At 63.3% G+C, this 18,807-nt stretch carries 23 protein-coding genes; 4 read left to right on the top strand and 19 right to left on the bottom strand.

The window, feature by feature from the left end; genetic code table 11:
* Positions 1-137: 137 nt before the first annotated feature.
* Positions 138-428 (top strand): hypothetical protein, encoded by a 291-nt coding sequence (locus Q0030_RS36720; RefSeq protein WP_298378758.1) that lies wholly within the window; start codon positions 138-140, stop codon positions 426-428.
* Between the two features lie 115 nt (positions 429-543).
* On the top strand, positions 544-966 hold the full coding sequence (locus Q0030_RS36715; RefSeq protein ID WP_298378755.1) for a hypothetical protein: 423 nt from the start codon (positions 544-546) through the stop codon (positions 964-966).
* A gap of 170 nt (positions 967-1,136) precedes the next feature.
* On the opposite strand, the gene Q0030_RS36710 is transcribed toward Q0030_RS36715, so the two are convergent.
* The 6 genes from Q0030_RS36710 to Q0030_RS36685 form a co-directional block, all read right to left on the bottom strand.
* A complete protein-coding gene (locus Q0030_RS36710) occupies positions 1,137-1,547 on the bottom strand; it encodes a VOC family protein (RefSeq protein WP_298378753.1) in 411 nt (136 codons plus the stop codon).
* 80 nt (positions 1,548-1,627) lie between these two features.
* Positions 1,628-2,164, bottom strand: a complete 537-nt coding sequence (locus Q0030_RS36705; RefSeq protein WP_229171581.1) for an SRPBCC family protein — start codon at positions 2,162-2,164, stop codon at positions 1,628-1,630.
* A 33-nt stretch (positions 2,165-2,197) separates the two neighbouring features.
* Entirely contained in the window at positions 2,198-2,608 is a 411-nt protein-coding gene (locus tag Q0030_RS36700) for a DoxX family protein (protein WP_298378749.1), read from the bottom strand.
* A 198-nt stretch (positions 2,609-2,806) separates the two neighbouring features.
* Positions 2,807-4,084 (bottom strand): RNA polymerase sigma factor, encoded by a 1,278-nt coding sequence (locus Q0030_RS36695; RefSeq protein ID WP_298378748.1) that lies wholly within the window; start codon positions 4,082-4,084, stop codon positions 2,807-2,809.
* A complete protein-coding gene (locus Q0030_RS36690) occupies positions 4,081-4,449 on the bottom strand; it encodes a YciI family protein (RefSeq protein WP_157347862.1) in 369 nt (122 codons plus the stop codon). The genes Q0030_RS36695 and Q0030_RS36690 overlap by 4 nt, the downstream gene beginning before the upstream one ends.
* A gap of 189 nt (positions 4,450-4,638) precedes the next feature.
* Entirely contained in the window at positions 4,639-4,932 is a 294-nt protein-coding gene (locus Q0030_RS36685) for a hypothetical protein (RefSeq protein WP_298378745.1), read from the bottom strand.
* Positions 4,933-5,021: 89 nt separating this feature from the next.
* Between Q0030_RS36685 and Q0030_RS36680 the strand changes: the two genes are divergently transcribed.
* Positions 5,022-5,987 carry a glyoxylate/hydroxypyruvate reductase A gene (locus Q0030_RS36680; protein WP_298378744.1) on the top strand — a complete coding sequence of 322 codons (966 nt, stop codon included), beginning with the start codon at positions 5,022-5,024 and terminating at the stop codon, positions 5,985-5,987.
* A gap of 84 nt (positions 5,988-6,071) precedes the next feature.
* On the opposite strand, the gene Q0030_RS36675 is transcribed toward Q0030_RS36680, so the two are convergent.
* From Q0030_RS36675 to Q0030_RS36660, 4 genes are all read right to left on the bottom strand, one after another.
* Positions 6,072-6,563, bottom strand: coding sequence for an SRPBCC domain-containing protein (locus Q0030_RS36675; protein WP_298378743.1), 492 nt, complete (start codon positions 6,561-6,563; stop codon positions 6,072-6,074).
* Positions 6,544-6,948 carry a metalloregulator ArsR/SmtB family transcription factor gene (locus Q0030_RS36670; RefSeq protein ID WP_298378741.1) on the bottom strand — a complete coding sequence of 135 codons (405 nt, stop codon included), beginning with the start codon at positions 6,946-6,948 and terminating at the stop codon, positions 6,544-6,546. Before Q0030_RS36670 ends, Q0030_RS36675 begins: the two co-directional genes overlap by 20 nt.
* A gap of 98 nt (positions 6,949-7,046) precedes the next feature.
* Positions 7,047-7,694, bottom strand: a complete 648-nt coding sequence (locus tag Q0030_RS36665) for a dihydrofolate reductase family protein (RefSeq protein ID WP_298378738.1) — start codon at positions 7,692-7,694, stop codon at positions 7,047-7,049.
* Positions 7,695-7,785: 91 nt separating this feature from the next.
* Entirely contained in the window at positions 7,786-8,445 is a 660-nt protein-coding gene (locus Q0030_RS36660; RefSeq protein WP_298378737.1) for a TetR/AcrR family transcriptional regulator, read from the bottom strand.
* A gap of 98 nt (positions 8,446-8,543) precedes the next feature.
* Between Q0030_RS36660 and Q0030_RS36655 the strand changes: the two genes are divergently transcribed.
* Positions 8,544-9,188, top strand: a complete 645-nt coding sequence (locus Q0030_RS36655) for a glutathione binding-like protein (protein WP_298378736.1) — start codon at positions 8,544-8,546, stop codon at positions 9,186-9,188.
* Between the two features lie 46 nt (positions 9,189-9,234).
* Here the strand turns inward: Q0030_RS36655 and Q0030_RS36650 are convergent, their stop codons facing one another.
* The 9 genes from Q0030_RS36650 to Q0030_RS36610 form a co-directional block, all read right to left on the bottom strand.
* A complete protein-coding gene (locus tag Q0030_RS36650; RefSeq protein ID WP_298378734.1) occupies positions 9,235-9,702 on the bottom strand; it encodes a nuclear transport factor 2 family protein in 468 nt (155 codons plus the stop codon).
* Positions 9,703-9,788: 86 nt separating this feature from the next.
* Positions 9,789-10,238, bottom strand: a complete 450-nt coding sequence (ybgC, locus tag Q0030_RS36645) for a tol-pal system-associated acyl-CoA thioesterase (protein WP_298378732.1) — start codon at positions 10,236-10,238, stop codon at positions 9,789-9,791.
* Between the two features lie 177 nt (positions 10,239-10,415).
* A complete protein-coding gene (locus Q0030_RS36640; RefSeq protein ID WP_298378731.1) occupies positions 10,416-11,903 on the bottom strand; it encodes an ABC transporter substrate-binding protein in 1,488 nt (495 codons plus the stop codon).
* A 330-nt stretch (positions 11,904-12,233) separates the two neighbouring features.
* Positions 12,234-14,126 (bottom strand): adenylate/guanylate cyclase domain-containing protein, encoded by a 1,893-nt coding sequence (locus tag Q0030_RS36635; RefSeq protein ID WP_298378729.1) that lies wholly within the window; start codon positions 14,124-14,126, stop codon positions 12,234-12,236.
* A gap of 225 nt (positions 14,127-14,351) precedes the next feature.
* Positions 14,352-15,269, bottom strand: coding sequence for a metallophosphoesterase (locus Q0030_RS36630; RefSeq protein WP_298378727.1), 918 nt, complete (start codon positions 15,267-15,269; stop codon positions 14,352-14,354).
* Between the two features lie 324 nt (positions 15,270-15,593).
* A complete protein-coding gene (gene ruvB, locus Q0030_RS36625; protein ID WP_298378725.1) occupies positions 15,594-16,643 on the bottom strand; it encodes a Holliday junction branch migration DNA helicase RuvB in 1,050 nt (349 codons plus the stop codon).
* Positions 16,640-17,257, bottom strand: a complete 618-nt coding sequence (gene ruvA / locus Q0030_RS36620; protein WP_298378723.1) for a Holliday junction branch migration protein RuvA — start codon at positions 17,255-17,257, stop codon at positions 16,640-16,642. Before ruvA ends, ruvB begins: the two co-directional genes overlap by 4 nt.
* Positions 17,254-17,781 (bottom strand): crossover junction endodeoxyribonuclease RuvC, encoded by a 528-nt coding sequence (ruvC, locus tag Q0030_RS36615; RefSeq protein WP_097676713.1) that lies wholly within the window; start codon positions 17,779-17,781, stop codon positions 17,254-17,256. The genes ruvA and ruvC overlap by 4 nt, the downstream gene beginning before the upstream one ends.
* A 182-nt stretch (positions 17,782-17,963) precedes the next feature.
* Positions 17,964-18,710 (bottom strand): YebC/PmpR family DNA-binding transcriptional regulator, encoded by a 747-nt coding sequence (locus Q0030_RS36610; RefSeq protein ID WP_298378720.1) that lies wholly within the window; start codon positions 18,708-18,710, stop codon positions 17,964-17,966.
* Positions 18,711-18,807: the final 97 nt, after the last annotated feature.

Raw genomic sequence — 18,807 nt, 5'->3', positions numbered from 1 at the left:
TGCATACCGCCCGGATCGGCCGCAATCTTCGCGTGCGCAGCATGACCTCTGCGCGCCGGAGGCCTAACGTCTGCGCCGGTGGGACGCCATTCGGCGGCTCAGCCATGCTGAACCAGATACCGGGGAGAAATCGCGTCATGTCGGGAGTCCTCATCAATCTGATCATTCAAATCATCAGCGGAGCCGTCGGCGGCAATGTCGCCGCCGGAGCGGCCAAGAACATCGATCTCGGCACGCTCGGAAACACCATCGCAGGCGCCATCGGCGGCGGCGCGGGCGGACAGCTTCTGGGCATGCTGATTCCGCTGCTCGCCAATTCCGGCACAACGCCTGACATCGGCAGCATCATCGGACAGGTCGCCGGCGGCGGCGTTGCCGGCGCGGTGCTCACGGCGATCGTGGGCGCGCTCAAGAACCGGGCAGCCTGAGCCCGCCTGTCATCGCGAATGGGGCATCGGTCTTGACGATGCCCCATTCCGGCGCGAGCCTTGCGGCTTCGGATGCGGCGGGACCTCGACCGCATCGTCGGCAGGGATTGCGCTGATGAAGATGTTTGTCGCGGCGGCAGCCCTCTGCGCAACGATTGGCTGCGCGCAGGCCGACGTCCGCATCCTCGCCAGCCCCGGCGGGCAGGTCGGTCCATTCATCGAACTGTTCGACAATGTGCGCGAGTCCGGAGAACGCGTGGTGATCGACGGGCCGTGCCTGTCGGCCTGCACGCTGGTGCTCTCGATGGTGCCGGGCGACCGCATCTGCGTGACACGGCGCGCGGTGCTCGGCTTCCACGCCGCGCGCTCGATCGACCGGCGCGGCCGAACCTATGCGGAACCGGAAGCATCCGAGGCGGTGCTGGAGGCCTATCCGGCGCCGGTGCGCGGCTGGATCGTACGCCGCGGCGGCCTGACCTCGCGCCTGCTGCTGCTGCGCGGCCGCGAGCTCGCCGCGATCTATCCGCGGTGCAGATGAAGGCGGAGAATGTAGGGTGGGTTAGCGAAGCGTAACCCACCATCTTCGCCACACAGACATTTGCGCAGATGAGAAACCGGCGGTGGGTTACGCCGGAGCCTGTCATCGGGCCGCGCTTCGCGCGGACCCGTTGGGCTAACCCACCCTACGATTCCGAAATTGATGCCGGCCTACATCTGCTGCGGGCAGTTCACCATCCAGGGGATGCCGAACTGATCGACGCACATGCCAAAACCGTTGGAGAAGAACGTCTTGCCGAACGGCATGGTGACCGTGCCGCCTTCGGACAGCGCCTTGAAGCGGCGTTCGGCCTCCGCGGGATCCTCGACCTGCAGCGCGACGTGAAATCCCTGCGGCTTCTGGAAGTGGCCGGGCGGGGCGTCGGAGGCCATGATGATCTCGCCGTCGATCGAGACCCGGGCGTGCATGATCTTGTCCTTCCAGCCGGGCGGCGTCTGCATCTCCGGATTGCCCTCGCCGTAGGGATAGGTTTCCTCGATCCGCGCACCGAGAACCTTCTCGTAGAAGTTCAGCGCGGCGCCGCAATTGCCGTCGTAGGAGAGATAGGGGTTGACCTGCATGACATGCTCCCTGGGGTAGATTCTCGTTTTGACGCGTTTTCCTCACGCGAACCGGTAACCACTTCGCTCGAAAACGCCCGCTATTTTTCAGTGAGCTTCTTCAGATTGGCGAGGCCGACCTCGAAATCCTTGCCGATCATGTGATCCAGGTTCATGAACACCTGCATCACTTTCGACATGAAGACGGCCGGACCATACATGGTCCATGTGACGCTGGTCGCATCTCCCTGCGGCAGCATTGTGAACTCGGCGGTGTTGTGGCCCTCGAACGGCTTGAGGAAGTCGAGCTTGATGACGATCTTCGACGGCGCGGACGATTGCAGGATCTCCATGCGGCCGGTGCCGACATTCTTGTTGCCGTCCCAGGCATAGACCGCCCCCTGCCCGCGCCCGGCGCCGTCATAGGTGCGCTTCATGGCCGGATCCCGGTTCTCGTAGGGCGACCAGACCGTCCACTGACGGAAATCGTCGATCAATGGAAAGATCCGTTCCGCCGGCGCATTGATGCTGGTCGCACGCGTGACGCGGAATGTGCTCGGCTTGGTCGCCGCGAGGACGAGGATGACGGCAATCGCGACCGCGAGAATGACCGCGATGATGGCAATGGTCTCGAACATGATGGTCTCCACAGGGACGGAATAAATAATAGCCTAGCGGCGGAATGGAAGCAGCGCGCGCAGATTGCCATCGCGCAGATAGAGCCCGCCCCACACCATCAGGCCGAGATAGAGCCCGAACAGCGTGTGGCTGAACAGGGGGCTGCCGATCCGCACATGGGACGCGATCGCACCGCCGAGATAGCCGGTGAGCAGGATGGCGCCGAGGATCGAGGTCGGCGGCACCGAGTACAGCAGCGTGCAGACGATGGTGATGATGCCGAGGCTGCGCGCCAGCGTATCACTCGCACCAAAGCCCATCTTGTCCATGGTCTCGGTGACGACAGGCAATGGCAGCAGCTTGATGGCGCCATCGAACAGCAGGAAAAGGACGACCACGCCGCTCATGACGCGGCCGGTGATGCGGGCGGGCTTTGAGATTTCGGTGTCGACGATCGTCGGCATGGCTTGCTCCCCAAGGTGTGGTGATGCTCTGCCTTCATGACGAACGGCGGGATGACGGACCGACAAGGACGGCGAAGATTTTTTGAGATTCGTCATGGCCGGGCTCGTCCCGGCCATCCACGTCTTCCTTTTTTCGCGGCATCCAAAGACGTGGATGCCCGGCACAAGGCCGGGCATGACGAGCAGCAATGTTGGGAGCTACTTCGCCTTCACATTGCGCGGCTGGCTGTCGCGCATCAGGCGGTCGATGTGCATGCGGATATGGGCAGCTTCGGCGGTGGTGTTGGCGAGCGCGATGGCGCGATCGAAGGTGACGCGGGCCTCCTCGTTGCGGCCGAGCTGCATCAGGAAGGCGCCGCGCACGCCGAAATAATGGAAGTAATTGGAAAGCCGCGGCGCCAAGGGCTCGATCATCTCCAGCGCGGCTTCCGGCCCCTTGACCTTGGAGACCGCAACGGCGCGGTTAAGCGTGATCACCGGCGACGGCTGCATGATCTCGAGCGCGCCATAAAGCAGGTCGATCTGGGTCCAGTCGGTATCCTCGGGCTTTTCCGCGCGGGCGTGGAGCGCGGCGATCGCGGCCTGCACCTGATAGGGCCCGCTGCGGCGATGGCGCATCGCCTTGTCGATCAGCGCGAGGCCTTCGGCGATCAGCTTCTGGTTCCACTGGCTGCGATCCTGGTCGTCGAGCAGGATCACCTGGCCATCAGCATCGAACCGCGCGGCGGCGCGAGCATGCTGCAACAGCAGCAGCGCCGTCAGCCCCATGATCTCCGGCTCGCTCTGGAACAGCCGCAGCAGCAGGCGGGCCAGCCGGATCGCCTCCTCGCACAACGGCGAACGGATTTGAGCGGTGTCGCCGCTCGCCGAATAGCCCTCGTTGAAGATCAAATAGATCATCGCGGCGACCGAGACGAGCCGCTCGCTACGCTCGACCGCGCCCGGCGTCTCGAACGGCACATTGGCGTCGGCGACGCGCGTCTTGGCCCGCGTGATGCGCTGCTCCATCGCGGCTTCCGAGACCAGGAAGGCGCGCGCGATCTGCTTCACCGACAGGCCGGAGACGATGCGCAGCGCGAGCGCGACCTGCTGGGTCGCCGGCAGATCCTTGTGGCAGCAGATGAACAGGAGCCGCAGGATATCGTCGCGGTAATGCGAGCCGTCGAGCCGCTCGGCGAGCTCTTCCTCGGCGTCGCCGAGGTCGGAGATCGCCTGGTCGTCGTCGGGCAACGCCTCCTGCTTCTTGCTGCGCCTGATGTCGTCGATCGCGACATTGCGGCCGACCATGATCAGCCACGCCGCGGGATCGCGCGGCGGGCCGTTCTGCGGCCAGCTCTTCAGTGCCCGCAGGCAGGCGTTCTGGAAGGCCTCCTCGGCGGTATCGAGATTGCGGAAGTAGCGCAGCAGCGCGCCAACCGCCTGGGGACGCGCCGACGTCAGCGCGGCATCGATCCAGGCGGTGTCGGTCATGCTCACGCCTTCGTACCCCCCTGATTGAAGTAGCCGACCGGGCGGATCTCATAGGTGCCGCCGGGATTGGCCTCGCCGAGGTCGCGCGCGATGTCGAGCACCTCGTCGAGGTTCTTGCCCTCGACCAGATAGAAGCCGAGCAGCTGCTCCTTGGTTTCGGCGAACGGGCCGTCGAGCACCAGCGGCGGGTTTTCCTTGCGCAACGTGGTCGCCGCAGTGGTCGGCAGCAGCCGCGCCACCGGACCGAGCCGGCCCTGCTTGGCGAGCTTGTCCTGCACGACCGACAATTTCTGCATGACCGAGGCGTCGTGCTCCTTGCTCCAGGAGCCGACCATGTCTTCGTCATGATAGCAGAGGATGGCGTACAGCATCGAAAAGGCATCTCCGTTCATTGCAAGAACGAACGATTATGCCCGCTGCCGACAGGCGGAGCGAAAGAAATTTAGGTTCCGGATGCGGGCGATGGATTTCGCCGAAGCTTCATGGCGCGCCGCGACAGACTGAAGGCTGAGGCCACAGCGATGGCGTGTCAGGTCATCGCCGTGACGACGATGCTGCGATCACCAATAGACACCGTAACGGGCGGCGATCCGGCGCGCCTTGGCCTCGTCGCTCTCGCGTCGGCTGGTCTGGCTCCGCTTCGCCGGACGCGACGCCTGCGGCCGGGAGGCCTCGGCCGGCTGGGCCTGTGACGGCGCCGGTTGGGCCTCGGCCTGCGCGGGAGCAACGGCCGGTTGCGCCTGAGCGGGCGTATCGGCGTTTGCGAGCACGAGGCCGCGGCTCTGGCCGGCGTGAGCGGCGGTGGCGGTGGTGGTGGCTGCGATGAAAGCCGCGATCAGGATCAGCTTGCGCATGGAAGTTCTCCCCGGTTGATGGCAGGAGATTAGGGAGCGGGCCGGACCCGCTCTGTGATTTACATCACATTGACATTGGAGGTATCCGGATGGGTAAGGCCGCACTGGCGCTGCTGATCAATGGCGGCTCGGAAAACTGGTCGTCGGCGCGCTGGAAGGCGCGGTTCGACACGGTCTGCCCGGACCGCCGCGTGGTGCTGCTGCCGGACGGCGCGCTCGATCCCGCCGAGGTGCACTATGCCGCGGTGTGGAAGCCGAAGCCGGGCGAGCTCGCGGCGTTCAAGAACCTGCGCGTCATCTTCAACCTCGGCGCCGGCGTCGACGCGCTGATGGCCGACCGTTCGCTGCCCGACGTGCCGCTGGTGCGGGTCGCGGTCGGCGATCTCACCGACCGCATGACTGAATATGTCGTGCTGCATGTGCTGATGCATCACCGCCAGGAGCTCTATCTGCGGGAGTCGCAACGATTGAGGCGCTGGGCGCCGGACTATCAATGGGCGGCAAGCGCGATCACTGTCGGCATCATGGGACTCGGCACGCTCGGCGCGGCCTCGGCGCATGCGCTGCGCGCGCTCGGCTTCCGCGTCGTCGGCTGGAGCCGCAGCGAGAAGCGGATCGACGGCATCGCCTGCTACCACGGCCGCGAGGGTCTTGACGCGTTCCTGCGCGAGACCAACATCCTGGTCTGCCTGCTGCCGCTGACGCCGGATACGCGCCACGTGCTGAACCGCGACGTGTTCGCGAAGCTGAATCGGGGCAGCCCGCTCGGCGCGCCCGTCATCATCAATGCCGGCCGCGGCGGCTTGCAGAACGAAGCGGACATTCTGCGCGCGCTCGACGACGGCACGCTGGGCGCTGCCTCGCTCGACGTCTACGAGACCGAGCCGCTGCCGCAAGACAGCCCGTTCTGGAGCCATCCGAAGGTGGTGCTGACGCCGCACAACGCCGCCGACACCGACGCCGACGAGATCTCGAAATACGTCGCGCAGCAGATCGCGCGCTTCGAGCAAGGTGGCGCGCTGGAAAATCTCGTCGATCGCAAGCGGGGGTATTGAGGCAGTGTCGTCCCTGCTTTCGCAGGGACGACCACGTTGATGGAGCAGCGCTTCGCTGGCGAAGCGCAACTCTCGGCCAGGGCCTCAGCCCATCCCGGCAACCACTTCTGCAAGCCGGTCGTAGGCGGGCTCGACACCCTTATCGATGCCGGAATTGAGATGGCCGTCGCGCGCCTCCTTGGTGGGATGGCGGATGGTGGTGGTCAACGTAGTGGTGCCGCCGGCCTCGATGAAGGTCGAGATGACGAGATATTCGTCGCTGGTGAAGCCCGGCATCGAGAACGTCTCGCCGAACGCCAGCCGCTCCGGGCGCACCACCTCGCGATAGGTGCCGGTGAGTTCATGCTCGATGCCCTCGGACGAGCGGAACACGAACCGATAGGCGCCACCGACCCGCAGGTCGACTTCGCACACCGGCATTGCGAGCTGCTCGCAGCCAAGCCAGCGCACCAGATATTCCGGCTTGGTCATCGCATCGAACACGAAGCGCCGCGGCGCGTCGAACTGGCGCGTCATGGCGAATTCGCAATCCGATGGGGTCGTGATCCTCAGCGTCTTATCCACGCGTGCGTCCACGTTGCTTCTCCTTGGTTACTCTGACTTTACGGGTGGTGTGCGGCGGGGCCTTCGTGGCCTCCTCCACCTTCATCTCCTCGAGCAGGCCGTCGAGGCGGTTGAAGCTCTCGTCCCAGAAGCGGCGGAAATTCCCGAGCCAGCCATCGACCTGCTTGAACGAAGAGGGCGCGATGCGGCACGGCCGCCACTGCGCCTCGCGCCCGCGCGAGATCAATCCGGCATGCTCCAGCACCTTCAGGTGCTTGGAGATCGCCGGCAGGCTCATGTCGAACGGCTTTGCCAGCTCCATCACCGAAGTCTCCCCGAGCGCGAGCCGCGCCAGGATCGCGCGCCGGGTCGGATCGGCCAGCGCCGCGAAGGTCGAACTGAGGGGGTCGAGCGGCATGTACTTAGCTCATCGGTTAAATAACCTTTGGGTTAAGTACGACCAAATGGCGATCGCGTCAACGGCCAATTTTGGCCGTTGACGCAGGCGTGAACCGTTCAGGACTTGCGCGCGAAGGTGACGTGCGTGGCGTTCGGGCTCGCGACATGCGAGACGACGGCATAGCCGAGCGCGGGCAGATCGAGGCCCGCGAACAGATTTTCGCCCGAGCCGAGCAGCACCGGCGACAGCGCTAGTTGCACCTCGTCGAGCAGGCGTGCCTGAAGGAATTGGCGCACCAGCGACACGCCGCCGCCGACCCGGATGTCCTTGTCCCCCGCAACGGCGCGCGCGCGCTCGAGCGCCTCGGCAATGCCTGAGGTCACGAAGTGAAACGTCGTGCCGCCTTCCATCTCGATGTCAGGCCGCGCGTGATGGGTCAGCACGAACACCGGCGTGTGATACGGCGGATTGGCGCCCCACCAGCCCTTCCAGGCATGATCCGGCCACGGCCCGCGGATCGGGCCGAACATGTTACGCCCCAGAATCCAGGCACCGATGTTTTCCATCGATTTGCGCGCGATCTCGTCATCGAGACCGGTGCTGCCGCCATCCTGGCCGAACGTCTGGCGAAACGTCCGCGTCCCGAGGAACCAGGCAGGCAGCGCCATGCCTCCTTCGCCGAATGGATTTTCGAGGCTCTGCCGTGGCGCGGCGCCAAATCCGTCGATCGAGACCGAGAATGCCGAAGTCCTGACTTTTCCCATGATATTCCGCTTCCGTGAGTTGAGGGACCTTACGGAAGACGGGCGCGAAAAACAGCGCCCGACATTTGGTGCAGAAGAAATTTCGCCGCTTCTATTTGGCCGCGCACAGCACGTCGACGGCGCCCTTCACGATCGCCTCGAGTTCCTTGCGCGGCACGCGGGCGCGGGCACGGATCGCGATGGTATGGATGGTGGCGGAGGCAAGATGCGCCAGCGACGCCGGATCGGCGCCCTCGGGCAGCTCGCCGCGCTCCTTGGCATGGCGGAAGCAAATCCCGAACGCCTTGTCGAGCTCGGTCAGGCCCTCCACCACCATGGTGCGGATATCCGGATCCGAAACTGCCTCGGATGCCGCCGTCATCACCGTGAAGCAGCCGCGCGGGCCGGACTCGCCGGAAAGATAGATGTCGAGCGCGATGCGATAGATGCGCTCGAGCCGCTCGCGCAGCGGCGCATCGGCACGGAAGATGTCGACCATCGCCGCGCGCGCGTCATCGCGGTAGCGCTGGTAGCTCTTGATGTAGAGCTCGCGCTTGTCGCCGAATGCGCCATAGAGACTCGGCCGGTTCATGCCGGTCGCAGCACTGAGATCATCGAGCGAGGTCGCGGCGAAGCCATCACGGCGGAACAGGTCGAGCGCCTTGCCGAGCGCGACCTCGGGCTCATAGGCGCGCGGCCGCCCGCGCCGCTTCGGCGCTGTGGGCGCTGCGATTTTGGCAGCAGATGGCGGCCTCTTACTTTTTTGTACCATTTCGCATTTAATTCCTTGACGCCATCAATATTATCCCAGACAGTACAAAAATCAACAACGGCCGGACACCCGCGCCAGACCGCCCCAAGGAGGCACCAATGGACCTTTATTTCTCGCCGCTCGCCTGCTCGATGGCGACCCGCGTCGCGCTCTATGAAGCGGGCCAGCCGGCGAACTATCTCGAGGTCGATCCGAAGACCAAGCAGGTGCGCAACGACGGCACCGACTTCAACAAGGTCAACCCGCTCGGCCTGGTGCCGACGCTGCGCACCGACGACGGCGTCGTGCTGACCGAGAACGCCGCGATCCTGCAATATGTCGCCGACCAGTTCCCGCGGGCCGGCCTCGGCACCGCTTCGAACGCCGAGCGCTCCAAGCTGCATCAATGGCTGTGCTTCATCGGCACCGAACTGCACAAGGGCCTGTTCCTGCCGCTGCTCGACAAGAAGGCGCCGCCGGAAGCCAAGGCCTATGCGCTGGAGAAGTACGTGTCGCGGCTCGACTATGTCGAGGATCACCTGAGGGGACGCGAATATTTGCTCGATCATTTCAGCGTCGCCGACGCCTATCTCGTCACTGTCATCAACTGGACCATGGCGACGCCCCCGATCGAGCTCGCCAAGTGGCCGGCGCTGAAGGCCTATTACGAACGCCTGCGCTCCCGGCCGTCGGTCGCCAAGGCGGTCGCGGAGGAGTTCGAGCTCTACAAGGCCGAGATCGCGCGGCACAAGGCGGCGGCGTAAGCCGGTCTCTTACTATCCGTCGTCCCGGCGAAGGCCGGGACGACAACTAGAACGGACTATCCCCCAGCCCCGGTACGTCGGCCGGACGCGGGCCCGGCGCGGGCCAGTGGAAGCGGCGATCTTTCTCCGCAATCGCGATATCGTTGATCGAGGCCTCGCGGCGGCGCATCAGGCCGTGCTCGTCGAACTCCCACTGCTCGTTGCCGTAGGAGCGAAACCAGTTGCCGGCGGCATCGTGCCACTCGTACTGGAAGCGCACCGCGATGCGGTTGCCGTCGAACGCCCAGAGATCCTTGATCAGGCGATACTCCAGCTCCTTTTCCCATTTGCGGGTCAGGAAGGCCACGATCGCCTCGCGGCCCTGAAATACCTCGGATCGGTTACGCCAGCGGCTGTCCTCGGTATAGGCGCCGGCAACCCGAACCGGGTCGCGGGAATTCCAGGCATCTTCCGCCATGCGCGCTTTCTGCGCGGCGGTCTCGCGGGTGAAGGGCGGCAGCGGCGGGCGTGACATCGGCGATCCCTCGCGGTTGTTTTGTCACGCGCAAATCTATCGCCGTGCCGCGCAGAGTCGATGGGGCGTTTCCTATCGGCCAATAGTTAAGCCAGATCGGCCTTCATTAGCGCGCGAATGGACTTCGGAATCGGCTGCGCCCGGCCCTGACTGACGAAGGCGACGCGCACCTGCGCCTTCACAAGCACGTCATCGCCGCGCCTGACCTCCTGCGCGAGCATGATGGAGGCGCCCTTCACCGCAATTGGCCAGGTCACGACGTCGAGCATGTCGTCCATCCGCGCGGGCTTCAGGAAGTCCAGCGACATCGAGCGCACCACAAAGGCGAAGCCGCCGGTCTCCTCCTGCGCCTCCTCGAACAGCGCGTTCTGTTCGGCGCCCATCAATCGGAGATGATTGGTGCGGCCGCGCTCCATGAAGCGCAGATAATTGGCGTGGTAGACGATGCCGGAAAAATCGGTGTCTTCGTAATAGACACGGACCTGCATGTGGTGTCGGCCATCGCGGATCGCGCCGTCGATATGGGGTAAGGTCATTTAGAAAACTCTCGCTCGATATCCCTGCGGCCGTCGAGAACGCGAACGATCACGATCCGATCCATCCCACCAGATAGAATGCAATGCAGCCCTCGATCAACCGCCCACGTAACGACGGCCACAGCTCACTTCAATTGCCTGATCGCACAACGAAGAATGAACCATGAGATTCGCGCTTCACTCCGACTTGTCGATGTTCCAGAAGATCGGCGTGGCAGGGCCGTCGAGCACGCCTGAGAGCGATTTTCGCCACGCGCTGACCCCGCGCCATTGCCCGAGGGGGACATAGATCACCTGGTCATAGACGACCGCCTGGATATCTGCGGCGATCTTCTGCTGCTCGGCCGGCGTGGATGCACGCACGAACTGGTCTTTCAGCGCTTCGAGCCGGGCCGATTCCGGCCAACCAAACCAACCACCGTTCCTGCCACGACCGTTGACCAATATGTTGACGACAGGGTCCACCACATCGGCAATGATGAAGTTGGTGAAAAACAGGTTCCAACCACCCTCTTTGGGCGGCTTCTGGCTGGCGCGACGGGAGACCACTGTTTGCCAATCGGTCGCCTGCAGATCCACGTTGAAACCAGCCCTACGCAGCAGTTGCGCCGCGACGATCGGTTGTGCCTTGAAAACCAGGACGTCGCCGGGCGCCATGATCACAACAGGCGTGCCGTCGTAGCCGGACTCCGCAAGCAGCTTCGCCGCTTGTGCGATGCCATTGCCTTTCACCAGCGATTCCGAGCCTGCGTCGGTGGCCAGCGGCGTATCACAACCGAAAACCGCGCCACACACCCGGTAGTATTCTGAATTACCGACCAGTGCGTCCAGCACATCCTTCTGGTTCAGCGCCAGCAACGCCGCGCGGCGCACCAGGACGTTATCGAACGGCGGGTAAAGAAAATTCATGCGTCCGACGATCTGGAAGCCATGCTTGTCCAGGGTCTCAAGCTTCAAGTCCTTGTTGGCTGCCAACTTCGTCACGAGATCGAAGGGGACATTCTCCATGAAGTCGATGTCGCCGGATTGCAGCGCGTTCACGGCGGTCTGTGCATCCGGCATCCGGATCCATTCGACCCGATCGACCATCACGACCTTACCGCCCGACGTCCAGTTCGGCGGCTCCTTACGCGGCACGTAGTCCGTGTTTTTCTCGTAGACGGCCTTTACGCCAGGCTGGAATTCGGACTGAACGAACTTGAAGGGACCGGAGCCAACCTGCTCCTTGATTTGCTGGCCCGGCGGCGTTTCGGCCAGACGCTTGGGCATCATAAACGGAACAATCGATGAAGGTTTTCCAATCGATTCCAGCACTAGCCCGTAAGGCTCTTTCAGTTTCAGCGTGATGGTTCTGTCGTCAGTGGCCTCAATGCTGGCCGTGAAGTCCATCAGCGTCTGGCCCATGGTCTCGTTCTTGCTCCAGCGCTTGAGCGACGCAACGCAATCTTCCGCAGTGACCGGGCTGCCATCATGCCATTTCAGTCCGTCGCGGAGGGTAAAGGTGTAGGTGAGCTTGTCGTCGGAGACCTTCCAATCCGCCATCTGAGGCCGGATCTTGAAGTCGGAGTCGGTGGCGAGCAAAGTGTCAAAGATCATGTAGCCGTGATCGCGCGTGATATACGCGCCGGTGAAGGTCGGGTCGAGGATGCGCAGATCGGAATGCATCACCGCGATGAGAGTCTTCGTATGCACTGGCGACGAGATTGGTTGCGCCGAAGCGAACACTGCCCACAAGGCCCCAACTGACACGACAGTGCAAAGTTTCCGACATGATATCTGAAGCATTGAATGTCTCCTGATACCGGCTGATCAAATCCTCAAATTCGAGCTGAGCGTACAGGCTTGATACGGCGGAGCACCGCACCAGCGACCACATGCAGAGATGTCAGCCCGGCACCCTATCCGCAATCATCCCTCGTGTGCTGCGCTGCACGGCGCTCGTAGCGCCGCGAGCGGAATGAATACCCATGAGCCGACCTTGTCGATCGACTGCGATTATTTCATCCCCGCCTGCTGCAATCCCTTGAAGAGTTCATTTAATGTACTCTGAAACGCTAGATGCTGATTTGGAATTTCCTGGGAATAGATGTCGTGGATGCGCGCCAGTGTGTAACCCGGCAGTGCGCCGTTGAAATCATTCAACGCGTCGACCGCTTCGGTTTGCTTTCCGGCCAGCGCAAATGCGCTCACCAAATGCGCCCGACTGAACCAAACCGTGCGTCTCTCCTCAACCGCTCTTCGAAGCCAGACAATTGCGTCGTCGTAGTTTCCCATCGCGAAGTACGCGCGCCCCAGGACCCAGGAAAATACACTCCTGGCAGGATCGCGGGGACTGAGTCTGATCGCCTTCAACACCAGCGGAGGCGCTTCCTTGGGACGTCCCGTCAGGACAAGTTGATTGGCTTTCTGAGCATATGCGAGGGCAAGATTGGGATCGAGAGCAAGCGCCCGTTCGAAAGCGTCCAGAGCTCCTTGATGATCCCCCTTCGCGCGGCGAATAAAGCCATCATCCATATGGGTCAGAGCAATGGTCGGATCGAGACTGAATGCCTGTTGCAACGCATGCTCGGCCTGGTTGAGCAGCTCAATGCGTGCGTTGGAATCTGTTCCAGCAGCTTCGTTCCAGCGATTCAAATAGTCACGCATCAAGACATCTGCCAGTTGGCTCCAGGCGATGGCCGATTGCGGGCTGAGCTGCAGAGAATCTTGAAGATACTTGCGTGCGATAAGATTGTGCTGTGGAGTAACCGAGTCAATGAGAATGGCCATGGCACGTAACCTCATATCAATCGCATTGGAATCTCCCGACCGATCACGTCGACGACTCTCGGCCTTGACCAGTTGAAGTCCGAGTGACGAGGCGATTCGACCCGTTACAACTTCTTGCAATTCGAAAAGGTCTGTAACATCAGTATCAAATTGATCCGCCCAAATAGCTCTGGCGGAGCGCGCATCTACCAGATGCGCGTTAGCTTGCACCTTGGTACCGATTTTCCGGATGCTGCCTTCCAAGAGATATCGAACGTCGCAGTCCAGTCCGATCTGTCGAGGGTCAATATCTTTCCCCTTGTAAGTGAAAGCCGTCGCACGCGCAATCACCACAGTATCTGTCAAGCGGGAGAGGTCCGTGGTTAGATCATCGGTGACCGCGTCGGCGAAATAGCCCTCCTGCGGATCATTGCTCATGCTGCGAAACGGCATGACCATGATGGAAGCTTGAGCAGACTGCGCTTTTTGGCCATGCCAAAACGGCACTGTGCCTACAAACATCGCGATGGCTAATAGGACTGCAAATGCTGCGGCCACCGAACGACGCATCGGAGGAAGCGCGATAGCTCGGCGCGCGGCAAGGCGCATTCGCCCCAGGAGGGATTTGTTTTGCTCCTCGGCCCGCGTAACCCGATAGACCTGAATCGGAGGGTCGATGTTCTTGAGCCGATGACGGCCCCTGTCCTCAAATGCGAGTTCCGGATGACCCAGGAGCTGATCGCGAACGGTATTGGTAACAAATAGCTCGCCTGGCTCGGCGAGAGTCTCCAGCCGAGCTGCAATATTGACGCTGTTTCCGTAGATATCGCGCTCGTCAAAAATGACGTCACCGGCATTTACGCCGATGCGCATTTGGAAGCGGCGCTCGGGGGCGGCACCGGCATTGCGCTGGTTCAATTCCTGCTGAATTTCGATACCGCAACGTACGGCATCCAGAGCGCTGTCGAATTCGACAAGTAATCCATCGCCGCTGGATCGGATCAGGCGACCACCATGCTCGGAAATTTTGGGTTCGATCAAGCCGCCGAAACATTCGGACAGCATTACGTGGGTGGCGTCCTCGTCGGTCGACATGAGCCGACTGTAGCCAACGACATCCGCCAGCAGGACGGCTGTCATCCTGCGTTTCACAGGGCACCTCCTTCCCGCGGCATCGGGGCTTAATGTTTTTACAGGAGCGGGCGGCTGTTGTCACGCGCCGAGGTCGGCATGGGTGCACGACACCCGTTTGTGGTGACGAACGTGCCTACCTCGCAAAAGGATGCCGCGTTTCAAGGAATTCCCCATGCAGCCTGATCCCCAAACGCCAACGTCCGCGCCCTTATGAGTACACGGCCTGGACGGTCAGGACACCACCGGCCCCTTTGCGCCGAGCGTAACCTGCACGATCTCGGGCGGCACGCCGAGGCGGAACGGCATGATGCTGCAGCCGAGACCGCCGGAAACGACGACGTCGCATTTCAGCTTGATGTGGCCATAGGCGAGCCGCATGCCGTGCTTCACCGGCACCGCCGGCGACCAGCCGAGCAGCCGGATCTGGCCGCCATGGGTGTGGCCGGACAGCTGCAGCGCGACGCGCGAGGGCACGCGGAGCGCGACGTCGGGCTCGTGCGCGAGCAGGATCACCGGCGCGTCGTCGGTGACTTTTGCAAGCGTCGCGTTGAGATCGTCGACGCCGATGCGCCGGACCTCGCGATAGCGCCGCGCCGGCAGATAGGCGAGCTGGTCGCCGAGACCGGCGAGCCAGAACGGACGGCCATCCTTGACGAGCCGCACCGCATCGTTCTCGTAGACCGGAATGCCGGCGCGCTCCAGCGCACGGCGCGCGACGGGAGTGCCCTGCCCCAGGCGCTGCACCGTTTTGTCTTCCCAATAATCGTGATTGCCGAGCACGGCATGCACGCCGAGCGGCGCCTTCAGGTCCTTGAGCACTGCAGCCCATTCCGAGGCCGGAATGAAGCGGGTGACGTGGCGCAGCCCCGCGACATAGTCACCGAGCAGCACGATGATGTCGGGGTTCAGCGCGTTGGTCCGCTCGACGATCTCTGCGATGCGATCGAGCGACATCCAGGGATCACAGGCGTGAATGTCGGCAATCGCGGCGATCTTGAGCGGAAAATCCGCAGGCCATTGCCGCGGCGACAGATCGTAGCGCGTCAGCGTGAGACGGACGACCGGTTCGCTCAGGCCATAGGCCGCGGTCGAAGCGGTGGCGGCGGTCAATCCGGCGGCGGTGCGCAGAAAATGTCGACGTGAGATCATGGACGTTTGATCGGTGATGCCTAGTGCATGATCCGATTGAATCGGATCATGCACTTAATTCCTTGTTTGGTCGCGTTTTCTTGATGCGAACCGGTATCCACTTCGCTTGAAAACGCTCCACACGATCATAGGCCTCTTATTGAAGCGAAATTGGGCCGCGTTTGTGCAGACGGCCTGCAGAGACGTCGCAATGGTTAGCGGGGAAGGTTACCGCGCAGCGCGATGCGCTGCGTCAACACGACTTTTCACGTCTTCGAGAGCGAGGCCTTTTGTTTGAGCATGATCTCCTCCGAAAAACCGCTTCGCACTTTTCCGGATCATGCTTTAGTCGTCGTCGCCATTGCCGCCGAACAGGCCGAACTGCGAGGGATCGCGGTTCGGCTCGGCGAGGCCGAGATGGCGGAAGGCATGCGAAGTCAGCAGTCTTCCGCGCGGGGTGCGCTGCAGATAGCCGCACTGGATCAGATAGGGCTCGATGATGTCCTCGATCGCATCGCGCGGCTCCGACAGCGCCGCCGCCATGGTCTCGACGCCGACCGGACCGCCGCCATAGTTCAAGGCGATGGTGGTGAGATAGCGCCGATCCATCGCATCGAGCCCGGCGCTGTCGACCTCGAGCGCGCTGAGCGCACGGTCGGCGATGCCGCGATCGATGGCGTCGGCATCCGCGGCGGAGGCAAAGTCGCGCACCCGGCGCAGCAGGCGGCCGGCGATGCGCGGCGTGCCGCGGGCGCGGCGCGCGATCTCGTTGGCGCCGTCGGGGCTCATGCCGATGTTGAGCACGCGGGCACCGCGGGTGACGATCTTCTCCAGCTCTTCCACGGTGTAGAAATTGAGCCGGATCGGAATGCCGAAGCGGTCGCGCAAGGGATTGGTGAGCAGGCCCGCGCGCGTCGTCGCGCCGACGAGAGTAAATTTAGACAGCTCGATCTTCACCGAGCGCGCCGCAGGGCCTTCGCCGATGATCAAATCGAGCTGGAAATCCTCCATCGCGGGATAGAGCACTTCCTCGACCGCCGGGCTCAGGCGATGGATCTCGTCGATGAACAGCACGTCGCGCTCTTCCAGATTGGTGAGCAGCGCCGCGAGGTCGCCGGCCTTCGCGATCACGGGACCGGAAGTGGCACGGAAGCCGACACCGAGCTCGCGCGCGACGATCTGTGCCAGCGTGGTCTTGCCGAGGCCCGGCGGACCAACGAACAGCACGTGATCGAGCGCCTCGCCGCGCTTCTTCGCGGCATCGATGAAGATCGAGAGATTCTTGCGCGCCTGGGCCTGGCCGACGAACTCCGTCAGCGATTGCGGACGCAGCGCGGTGTCGCCGACATCGTCGGAGCGGCGTTCGGGCGTGACGATGCGCGAGGGCGTGTTCACTTCGACAATTCCTTCAGGCCGAGCCGGATCAGCTGCGCGGTCTCGGCGCTCTCACCGGCGCTGCGCGAGGCGGCGGCGATCGCGGCGGCGGCCTGCGGCTGGCCATAGCCGAGATTGACCAGCGCGGAGATCGCGTCCGTGACCGGACGCGGCGCGCGGTTGTTGTCGATCGCGCCGGACAGCTGCACCACCGCCGGATCGACATCGGCAAAGCCCGGCGCCTTGTCCTTCAATTCGCTGACGATGCGCTCGGCGACCTTCGGTCCGACGCCGGGCGTGCGCGCCACCGCCGCCTTGTCGCGCAGCGCGATGGCGTTGGCGAGATCGGTCGGCGGCAGCGTGCCGAGCACCGCGAGCGCGACCTTGGCACCGACGCCCTGCACGGTCTGCAGCAGGCGAAACCATTCGCGCTCGAGATCGCTACGAAAACCGAACAGCTTGATCTGGTCCTCGCGGACATAGGTCTCGATCGAGAGTACGGCCGCGCCGCCCGGCGACGGCAATGCCTGCAGCGTGCGGCTGGCACAATGCACCTGATAGCCGACGCCGCCGACGTCGAGGATCACGTAATCCTCGCCATAGGAATCGATCAGGCCCTTGAGCTTGCCGATCATAGGTTCGCCACCCTGAGGCGGAGCGCGGCGCTCTGGCGGTGATGGGCGTGGGTGATCGCGACCGCGAGCGCGTCGGCGGCATCCGCAGACGGCGGTTCGGCTTTCGGCAACAGGATCTTCAGCATCACCTGGATCTGGTTCTTCTCGGCATGACCGGCGCCGACCACGGTCTTCTTGACCTGGTTCGGCGCGTATTCGGCGACCGAGATACCGAACATTGCGGGCGCCAGCATGGCGACGCCGCGGGCCTGGCCGAGCTTCAGCGTGGCGACGCCGTCCTTGTTGACGAAGGTCTGCTCGACCGCGGCCTCCGCCGGTCTGTAGTCGCCGAGCACGGCGGCCAGCCCCTCATGGATCGCGAGCAGCCGGCTCGCCAGCGGCAGATCGTCCGGCGGCTCGACCGAACCGCAGCCGATATAGACCAGGCGGTTGCCTTCGGTCTCGATCACACCCCAGCCGGTGCGGCGGAGACCCGGATCGATACCGATGATGCGGACGGGAGAGCGAATCGGCTGCGATGTCATGGGGAAGTGATACCGCCTGTGCCGGGAGAACGAAACACAAACGGAGCAGTCATACCCGGGAAAGCACAACACCTACAGTCGTCATGCGCGGGCTTGACCCGCGCATCCATCGATTAAGAAAGCGCTTTTGCTTTTGATGGATTGCCGGGTCAAGCCCGGCAATGACGGCCGCGCAAGCCGCGTCAGCCGCCCATCTTCGCGAGCAGCGCGTCGGACACCTCGAAATTGGCGTACACGTTCTGCACGTCGTCGTGCTCGTTGAGCAGGTCCATCAGCTTCAACAGCTTTTCGCCGGTCTCGTCGTCGACCGCGACGGTGTTCTGCGGCTTCCAGGTCAGCGCCGCCTTGCGCGGCTCGCCGAACTTCGCTTCCAGCGCCTTGGCGACTTCGCGGAAGGTCTCCTGCGAGGCATAGACCTCGTGGCCGGCCTCGCTGGAGACCACGTCATCGGCGCCGGCCTCGATCGCGGCGTCCAGCATCGCGTCGTCGGAGGCGACCTTGGCGTCGTATTCGATGATGCCGGTGTGATCGAACATGAAGGCGACCGAGCCGGTTTCGCCGAGATTGCCGCCCGACTTGGTGAAGAAGGAGCGGATGTCGGAGGCGGCACGGTTGCGGTTGTCGGTCAGCGCCTCGACGATGACGGCGACGCCGCCGGGGCCATAGCCCTCGTAGCGGATCTCGTCATAGTTCTCGCCCTCACTGCCCAGGGCCTTCTTGATGGCGCGGTCGATATTGTCCTTGGGCATGTTCTCGGCGCGGGCGGCGACCACGGCGGCGCGCAGCCGCGGATTCATCGCCGGGTCCGGGGTGCCGAGCTTGGCCGCCACGGTGATTTCGCGGGCCAGCTTGCCGAAAAGCTTCGACTTCTGGGCATCCTGCCGGCCCTTGCGGTGCATGATGTTCTTGAATTGGGAATGGCCGGCCATGCGACGTCTCTTCGAGCGTAGGGTCTGAACAGGGGTGGAAAACGCGGCCTTATAGGCCCCTGGCGGTCAAAATCAAAGGTCGGCAGGGGCCGTCCAG

Source organism: uncultured Bradyrhizobium sp., from assembly GCF_947648125.1.
Taxonomy (GTDB): domain Bacteria; phylum Pseudomonadota; class Alphaproteobacteria; order Rhizobiales; family Xanthobacteraceae; genus Bradyrhizobium.
Note: the sequence above shows the minus strand (reverse complement) of the source record. Positions and strands in the feature narration are given on the sequence as shown.